Annotated in this window: 10 protein-coding genes; all 10 read right to left on the bottom strand. The window is 43.3% G+C overall.

Annotated elements, in window-relative coordinates:
• Positions 1–79 precede the first annotated feature (79 nt).
• The 10 genes from DXA55_RS13235 to tnpA all read right to left on the bottom strand — a co-directional run bounded on the left by DXA55_RS13235 (position 80) and on the right by tnpA (position 8368).
• Complete coding sequence (locus DXA55_RS13235) at positions 80–463, bottom strand: hypothetical protein (protein ID WP_147342025.1); 384 nt, start codon at positions 461–463, stop codon at positions 80–82.
• A 167-nt stretch (positions 464–630) separates the two neighbouring features.
• Positions 631–1011, bottom strand: coding sequence for a P-loop NTPase fold protein (locus tag DXA55_RS19630; RefSeq protein ID WP_117814415.1), 381 nt, complete (start codon positions 1009–1011; stop codon positions 631–633).
• 110 nt (positions 1012–1121) lie between these two features.
• Positions 1122–1355 carry a P-loop NTPase fold protein gene (locus tag DXA55_RS19625; RefSeq protein WP_117814414.1) on the bottom strand — a complete coding sequence of 78 codons (234 nt, stop codon included), beginning with the start codon at positions 1353–1355 and terminating at the stop codon, positions 1122–1124.
• A 72-nt stretch (positions 1356–1427) separates the two neighbouring features.
• Positions 1428–1550, bottom strand: coding sequence for a hypothetical protein (locus tag DXA55_RS18130; protein ID WP_278309024.1), 123 nt, complete (start codon positions 1548–1550; stop codon positions 1428–1430).
• A gap of 86 nt (positions 1551–1636) precedes the next feature.
• Complete coding sequence (locus DXA55_RS13220) at positions 1637–2389, bottom strand: HNH endonuclease (RefSeq protein WP_117814413.1); 753 nt, start codon at positions 2387–2389, stop codon at positions 1637–1639.
• Positions 2390–2406: 17 nt separating this feature from the next.
• The gene (locus DXA55_RS13215; RefSeq protein WP_117814412.1) at positions 2407–3306 is read right to left on the bottom strand and encodes an endonuclease NucS domain-containing protein; all 900 of its coding nucleotides are present in this window, start codon (positions 3304–3306) and stop codon (positions 2407–2409) included.
• A gap of 152 nt (positions 3307–3458) precedes the next feature.
• Entirely contained in the window at positions 3459–4607 is a 1149-nt protein-coding gene (gene iadA, locus DXA55_RS13210; RefSeq protein WP_117814411.1) for a beta-aspartyl-peptidase, read from the bottom strand.
• A gap of 15 nt (positions 4608–4622) precedes the next feature.
• Positions 4623–6143, bottom strand: coding sequence for a putative basic amino acid antiporter YfcC (gene yfcC / locus DXA55_RS13205; RefSeq protein ID WP_022462924.1), 1521 nt, complete (start codon positions 6141–6143; stop codon positions 4623–4625).
• A gap of 441 nt (positions 6144–6584) precedes the next feature.
• Complete coding sequence (locus tag DXA55_RS13200) at positions 6585–7913, bottom strand: IS200/IS605 family element transposase accessory protein TnpB (protein ID WP_117814410.1); 1329 nt, start codon at positions 7911–7913, stop codon at positions 6585–6587.
• A gap of 20 nt (positions 7914–7933) precedes the next feature.
• Positions 7934–8368, bottom strand: a complete 435-nt coding sequence (tnpA, locus tag DXA55_RS13195) for an IS200/IS605 family transposase (protein WP_117814409.1) — start codon at positions 8366–8368, stop codon at positions 7934–7936.
• Positions 8369–8419 lie beyond the last annotated feature (51 nt).

The following is an 8419-nucleotide window of genomic DNA, read 5'->3' as shown; positions in this document are numbered from 1 at the left end:
TTTTTTTCCAATTGTTGCAAAACTTTTTCTAATTGTTCTTCACACCACGCTTGGGTATGAAAATAATATTGTTGATATATTAAATAATAAGATCATCCTCTGGAATTTTCGCAGCTAATTCAACTTGTAATTTCCATATATCTTGTTGAAAATCTTTTTGATTATATGTCCCACACTCCTCTGGAATTTTCGCAGCTAATTCAACTTGTAATTTCCATATATCTTGTTGAAAATCTTTTTGATTATATGTCCCACACTCAATATACAATTTAATGCTTTGAAATTTTGTATCTTGTTCAATACTTAACCGCATATGACTATCTCTTGCCGGATGATAGTTAACTTTATATTCAACTGCCCGAATAAACGTTTCAGAAATAACATGACTACTCACCGCATCCCGATATTCATCTTCTATTTCAACACTTGTTAGCTTTTCCAAAAGATAATCTACTTTTGACAAAAAAAATTGAAACGTTCTAAGGTTTTTGTGATTATAATTCTCCATCGTAGAAATAAAAACCTTTACATTTTTCTCTAATCGCATTTTTGTAAAATTGTCACAATTTGATAATTTTATAATTTCCGAAATACTCACATCTATATCCGGTTCATATTTAAGTTTAACTCCTATAAGTTTCTCCCTAATTGTTCGATAACTGCTATTGGCTTCTTGTACCGGAAAAAGTAGTTTACGCCTCCTCTCCATTTCATCAAACTAAGTTTTGTGGAATTACGATACTGATTGCTCCATAAAGCACAATTTTCTTGTTTAGGCCATTCAATTCGCTCATCTAGTGATAGATAATATTGTCCCTCTAAATTTTGCACCTCTGCAATCCCGGACACTTCTTTTTCATTAGCAATTATTATTACTTTTGTATTTTCGTGTTCGATCAGTTCATTAAGGAAACCAAAAAGCTCATTGATAGGACACTCGCAACGTTCAAGATCATCAAAAACAAATATAAACTCTCCTAAATTCAGCCAATCTGATGCAACCTGATACAAAAGATTTTTTGGTAAGAATTTTTCTAAAATAGCATTTCCTATTTTTCTTGAAGAAAGCAAAGCATTTTCTGAAATTTTGTCAGCACTATTCCCCCAACTTGCCTTATTTTTTATTTTTTGCCGTGCATTCTCTGCAAATGACCAGGCAATATTTTCCTGAACATCTCCAATATTTTTGCACCCATATAGCGAAATATATTTAACCGCACGGTCTGTGCCAGAAAATTTTTCTTGCTCGTTAATCGAGGCACTATTATCTTTTTTACAAAATATGTCTTCCCACTTCCCCACTCACCATCAATCAATACTGCATAATTATAAGTTTGATCTTCCCCACTCACCATCAATCAATACTGCATAATTATAAGTTTGATCTTTTATATACCGTAAAATTTCTTCTTTTATCTGTTGTTCAGTCATATTATTGATTTTACACCACCTTTACTGTTACATTTATTTAGATATCTTATTTCAATATTCATTAATTTTCTTCTAAAAGCCAACTCTTGATATCGAATCACATACTCTTCTTTCTTCATAAAGCTCCCTTCCCAAACCTTATCAATTAGTATTCTGTTCATTTGGATCGTCTATTGCATTTGCTTTACACATTATTTTTTTCTGGTCACATTTCAATTGCAGCATCTATAAAATCCTTTTTGCTCATTTCTATACCGCAATTAGCAAGCCTTGAAACTCTGGAATCATAAATTTTCCCAATCATCATAGCTCGGTCATCCTTTAACCCATAATGAATTCTTCTATGGCACACTGGGCACAGACAAACAATGTTAGCGTAAACATCTAGGTTTACAGAGATATCTTTTTGAAAATTCATTGGCAAGGCATGGTGTCCTTCCATATATGGTTTATGCGTTTTTTCTGACATAAAAGTTTCATGAGAAGAATTTAACTCACACGTATAATTCGCCATTTCTATTGCCTGTGCGCGAAGAATTCCTGATCGTTTCCAGATAGTCTGTTCTACAACTACAGGCGTTTCTGGTTCAATGGGCACATCCAATGCCATCATTTTAGGTTTCAGTTCACCAAAACCCTCACCTTCCGCAAACCGACAATAATTGTTTAGGCCAGAGCTATACATACGCTTTCCGCGTTCATTCAGTATTATAAAGTCAGGGTCTGCGTATAAGAGTTCTCTGACAATATTAAGTCTATCAAGATCTTCTATTTCGTATATATCCTGCTGAACCAATCCCTTATCTTTCAATCTCCGTGATATGTTGTTTAATGCATCAAAATAATGTTTCACCGATGAATCGCTTAAACCGCGAATCTCCTGAAGATAACGCGCATAATATTCTTTTAAAACAGACTTGCGATTCCCATTTTCTTGTTTTTCGATAAATGTTTTCATACGCCCTCACTCTCAGCTTACAACGTCTCCTCATACGCCCGATCAATCAGCTTCTTTGCCTTCTGAAAGTCTTCTGCCGTCTTGATTGACACTTCTAGCTCCCCCGTTCCGTAATGTCCAATCCCGCGGGTATCTCTTGTGAATCCTTCTTCCAGTTCAACAGTGTCCGGGTCGAGTTTCATTCGGAGCAGGATCTGTTTGTTATAAATTTCAATGCAGAAAATGTTCTGCACTTTCTTATAGGCCAAATACAGCTTCAATTGGTTTGGAACAAGATCGTCTCCCAGCGATTCGATGTAGTCACAAAGCGCCGTATATAATGTTTTGAAATGGCTGCTTGCTGATGCCAGCTTCTCTAAATGTGTTTTCTGTGTGTATGTACTACTTGTTGTTGAAATGGTTGATGTTTCCGTTACTGGCTTTGCCACCGGAGTATTCAAATGCTCAAACAGTAGCAAATCATCTCCGTATTTCCGATATTTCACCAACTTGATATTCCTCTGCATCTGATTCACTGCATGCACGTCGTATTTCGTAAAATCATTTGCAATACAAATCACACAAGGCACCGACCAATCAATCTGGTCTGCTACTTCCATACCCAATTTTTCAATCACAAGCAGTTTGAAATCCGCTTTGTGATCCAGAAGCCAATCCAGATAGAATAATCCCTGATTAATTACGTTCTCGCTCGAGCTTCTCTTATACTCAAAAATCACTGGGCTATTATTTTCATCAATTCCGATGCTGTCCATTCTTCCGGATGTGATCATATATTCACTTTTCAGAAAACGAACGCCGAAAAATGTCTCCATGTTCTGCTCTATTGTTGTTTGCAGTTGTTTCTCCAATACTACCGTGGAAGAGGTGCGCTCTTTCACAACCGTTCCGACCTCAAAAAGTTTTATTTCCGACACTGCAGTTTCTCCTTCCCTGTCGCAAGATATATGTTCATTATATCGTACCTTCTTACAAAATACTATTGTAAAACATTCTTTCCGCAGGCATTCCCATCAAAAAAGGCCGCAGCTCCGCAAAGCTGTGACCTTTTCCCAATATTACCAATATGCTATTTCCGATACACCGTCTTCCCCCGTGCAACGACTTCCTGAATCTCCAGTCCCTGATCCAGTACGCAAAGATCCGCATCATATCCTTCCCGGATCTTCCCTTTTCCTTTCAGTGACAGGATCTCTGCCGGGTTTGCCGTAATCGTTGAAATTGCGGTTTCCAGCGGAATTCCCGCTTTCTCCACGCATTCTTTTACTTCTTTCAGCAAACAGCTCGACTGGCCCATGCCCATCCGCAGGAATTCTCCCTTCTCATTAAAGATCGGCAGACTGCCCTGGCCGTCGGATGAGATGGTGATGTGTTTCGGGTTGACGCCTGCATCCAGCATGCGGCGGATTCCTTTGCACACGCGTACTTCATCGCAGACGGTTTCCCAGTAATCAATCTCTTCATTTCCGGTGAAATCGACTGCGCCGCCCTTTACGGCGTATTCAATTGCCTTCTGGAACAGCTTCTCGTTCCGGTTGACATGGGTCGGCAGGAACTGGCTGGCCGGGATTTCGGTTTCGCTGATGACGCGTTCGATCAGCTCCATACATCTTGCACCGTTGCCAAGGTGGACATTGATCACTCCCGCTTTCCCGGAAAGAACGCCGCCGAGGCGCGTGTCTGCTGCCAGTCGGGCGAATTCTTCGAAGGTCGGCTGTGAGGATCGGTGGTCCGAGATGGCGATTTCGCCGGTTCCGATGATTTCTTCGATCATCATGATATCTTTTGTAATTCCATCCGTCAGTGTGCGCACCGGAACCTGGTAGCTGCCGGTGTAGCACCAGGCGGACATGCCCTGCTCCCGGAGACCTTTTGTTTTTGCCACGAGCGCGCACATGTCACGGCCAATGCCGTCAGTTCCGAGGCAGCCGACAACGGTTGTCACGCCGAATTTGTTCAGGCCTTCCATTGTTGCCTCCGGGGTGCGGTTGGCAAAGCCGCCCTCACCGCCTCCGCCGAGCACGTGAACATGGCAGTCGACAAAGCCAGGTGTCAGGACAAGTCCGGTTCCGTCTACGGTCTCCGCGCCAGAGAGCAGGCCGTCTGCCGTTATCGTGCCGGCATCTGCGATCTTGACAATTTTATCATACACCGTAAGAACGTCTTTTCTTCCGAGGTATTCCGGCGCATAGACGTCTATGTTCTGAAATAATATCATTTTCTCTCACTCCTCTTAAAATCCAATGGCAACCGCAATCAGAATCGTAATAACTGCTCCAATCATCAGTATCCCTAAGAATTTCCACATGAATTTGATCCAGTTCGACCACTCGATCTTTGCAATCGCCAGGGAGCCGATCAGGCAGCCGGAGGTCGGAACGATCAGGTTTGTGAAGGCATCACCGAGCTGGAACGCAAGGACGGATGTCTGGCGTGATACGCCGAGAAGATCCGCGAGCGGTGCCATGATCGGCATGGTGATCGCCGCCTGGCCGGAGCCGGATACGACGAAGAAGTTGAAGACCGACTGGAACACATACATCAGCACGGCTGCGGCTGCACCGGAGAGACCGGCCAGGGCCTGTGAGATGCCGTACATAATGGTGTTGATGACGGTCGGAGTCGTCGGATCAGAACCGCCGAGCACCTGCATGATGCCCTGTGCCATCGCAACAACGAGTGCTGCGCCGATCAGGTCTTTTGCGCCGTCTTTGAAGGAAACGGCAATGTCGTTCACTTTCATGTCGTTCAGATGGAAAATGACACCAATCACACCGGCCACGATTCCCATGATGAAGAACTGGGTTGCGATTTCGGCCATGTAATAGCCTTTTGCCATAACGCCCCAGATGACCCAGACAACGGTAACAGCCAGTGTCACCAGAACCAGGATATGGCCGATGCCGAAGGAATGGCCCTCGTCGATGCCTGTTTTTTCGTTCTGATCACGGAAATACTGGTCACTTTCGTAGGCAACGGAAATTTCCGGGGTCTTTTTGACTTTTGCTGCATAGAACATGGTCATGCCGCATCCAAGGGCGGTGAATACCACCCACATCACCATACGGAAACCTGCGCCGGAGAAGACGTCAACGCCGGCGATTCCCTGTGCGATTCCGACGGAAAACGGGTTCATCCAGGAAGATCCGAATCCGATCTGTGTTGCCACGTACGTAACGAGCACGGCAATGACGGTGTCGTATCCGACAGCAACGAACAGCGGGCAGAGGATCATCGTGAACGGAAGGGCCTCTTCTCCCATTCCGAACACGGCTCCGCCGAGGGAAAACAGGACGAAAAGGACCGGGATCAGCAGTTTTTCAGCGCCTTTTGCTTTACGGATCAGGCCGATCAGACCGGCTTCGACAGCTCCGGTGCGGATCATGATGCCGAAAGCACCGCCGACTACCATCAGAAATGCGATAATTTCGATGGCAGAGCTGCTGATAATTCCGTTATACATGTAATTGAAAAATCCGGTTCCGCCGTCGCCGCTGAACAGTGCAACGCCTTCTGTGACCGGTTTTCCGGCAGCATCGGTCAGATACTGGAAACTTCCGTCTTTGATGACGGTACGGGTTTTTTCTACCCCGTTCATCAAGTATGTGACATCCTCCGTCTCGTAATAGCCTTTCGGGACGAGGAAAGTCATGACGGCCGCGATAACTACCACAAAAAAGATGATAATGTAGGTATCCGGCACGTTAAATCCCCTGTTGAATGATTTCAGGCCTTCGCCTTTCTTTTTGCTCATATTTTGAGATTTCCTCCATTTGATATTCTATTCTCATTTTTAACGCGCATGGATTAGTGTACCATAGATCATAGAGGAAAGTCACTGAAAAAATCAAAAAATGGCAGAAAAATTTTCCATTCGGATCTTTCTGCGAGCTGTGTGCAATGTCATGCATAACATGATTGTATAGAAAGACAAACAATTCCTTTTTGGGTTTCCTGCTCCCCGTCTCTTATGCTATACTTGGAAAGTTGTTCTAACAGTAATACAAATCTAATACAGAAAGCGAGCTTGTGAACCTCACATGACTAAAGTCACGTGCTTCAGACCGCTTTAGGCGGCAGACAAAATATCGGCGGATACGCCTGTTTCTTAGATCTTGCGCGGATACGCGCTTCTTCCATGCCGGATACGGCAGGTCTCCACATAACAGGTAGTCCACGGTATATCTGCCTGTGTTTATGCTGCTTTTCGCAGTTCCATTTCTGAAATTAAGTCTATCAAATCCGCATAAACACATGAGGTTCTACGCTTTACTGCAGGAACTTTTGCCTCCAGCAAAGACCTTTCCGTTTCCGGTAAGGGTTTTAAAATTTCACGGATAAAATATCTTGCTCCAATATTGTACGATGCAGATAAATCACAATGATATCTCTTTCCATTCTGAAAGGTACACAGACGGTGATCCTGTATATCACGGTCAACTTTTCCAGATCCGTCAAAGGCAAGCCTGCTCGTATTCCAGGCACAGATTCGGGAAATCCGTATTCCTTTTCTATGTGCCTGCTGTCCGCATCGTTTCTGGATATCCCGTTTTCTCCACATCTGCAGTTTCTGCTTTTTCTTCCCGGAAAGTTTTCCTTTCATCTCCAGATATTCGAAAACAATCACATCTGCCCTATTTTCTGATGCATAGAAAACGATTTCCCTGGCAATCTTTTTACCAAGTTCTGTATTCAGACGTTTTGCATATGCCCATCTTCCCTGCACCTGGCGGGATCCATGCTCCCTCTGAAATCTTCGGATCCGTCCCAGCACACGGTACATCCGGGCTTTGTCACTGGGAAAATTGATAAACTTTCTTCCCAGGATAGTTCCGTCTGGACGCATGATGGTACAGACCGCATCCGTATTGATTCCGAGATCCACACTGCAGATCGTCTGTTCTTTGACAGGTGTTTTGTTTAAAGATACCTCTTCCGTATACGTAAAACGCAGAAAATATTTGTGGTGCTTTTTCTCCAGTATTGGGGCCGAAGCCTTTTCCCCGGACCAATGTTTTCTTAAGTATTCCATATCCGTATGTTTCATCCGCACAGCAAACCATTTCCAGCCGCGTCCATCGTATAGTTTTAAAAACGCCGCATCTTTCTCTTCTGTATTTTTACGGTACATGACATCGTGGTAAAAAACAGGCATCGCATACTGTTTACTTTCCAGATACGGCTTTCCCTTTTTCTGCCCCTCTGCTTTCCAGTGTTCCAGACGCGTCTGATAAGAAGATACACTCCCAAGCGCATGCTGTACTGCTGCCCTCCTGAAATAAGATGGCATCTTTGGAAAACAGAAGTCAAAATCAAACCGGGCCGGATTCCGTTTCGTTGTATGCACCAGATGTTCCGCTGCATTGAAACGTTTCTTACTGTTCTCAATTTTTGCCAGTTCTTCCCATACAGATTCATACACTTTGACCAGATAGCCGACAGCAGAACGGTAAATCTCCAGTGTCTGGCGGATCGGAATATTCTGTTTTCGTAATTCTACACCATAACTGGATATGATTTTCATCGTTCTTCCCCTTTCTGGTTTTAACTGGATTTTTCCTTCTGACCTTCTATGTAAGCAAGTACCTGTTCACGGCTTCGGTCACTGACCGTTACTGCACAATAAGACGGATTCCACAAATGCCCTCCCCACAGCTCTTTCTTTAATTCTGGATGGGAAAGAAACATCTGACGCGCAAGATTCCCCTTCATGATTTTGATCATATCTGAAATATAAAACTGTGGTCTGCAGTCTACAAGCAGATGAACATGGTCCGGCATAACCTCCATAGCCAGAATTTGAAATTTATATTCCTGTGCAAGACCTTCCAGCATTTCTTTGCATTCCAAATCAATTCCATCTCTTAAAACCTTTTTTCTATACTTGGTACACCAGACCAGATGATACTGCAGAGAGTATACATATCCTCTACCATATGAAAGATCATTTTTATTAATTGTAAACATATCTTTTCCCATAAAAACATTATACCATATACATAGGAATATATCAAACATTTGTTCTTCTTT

Origin of the sequence: Blautia sp. OF03-13 (assembly GCF_003460685.1) — a bacterium.
In the GTDB taxonomy this organism is placed as follows: domain Bacteria; phylum Bacillota; class Clostridia; order Lachnospirales; family Lachnospiraceae; genus Fusicatenibacter; species Fusicatenibacter saccharivorans.
The sequence above is the reverse complement of the archived record's forward strand: the minus strand, read 5'-3'. Positions and strand labels throughout refer to the sequence as shown.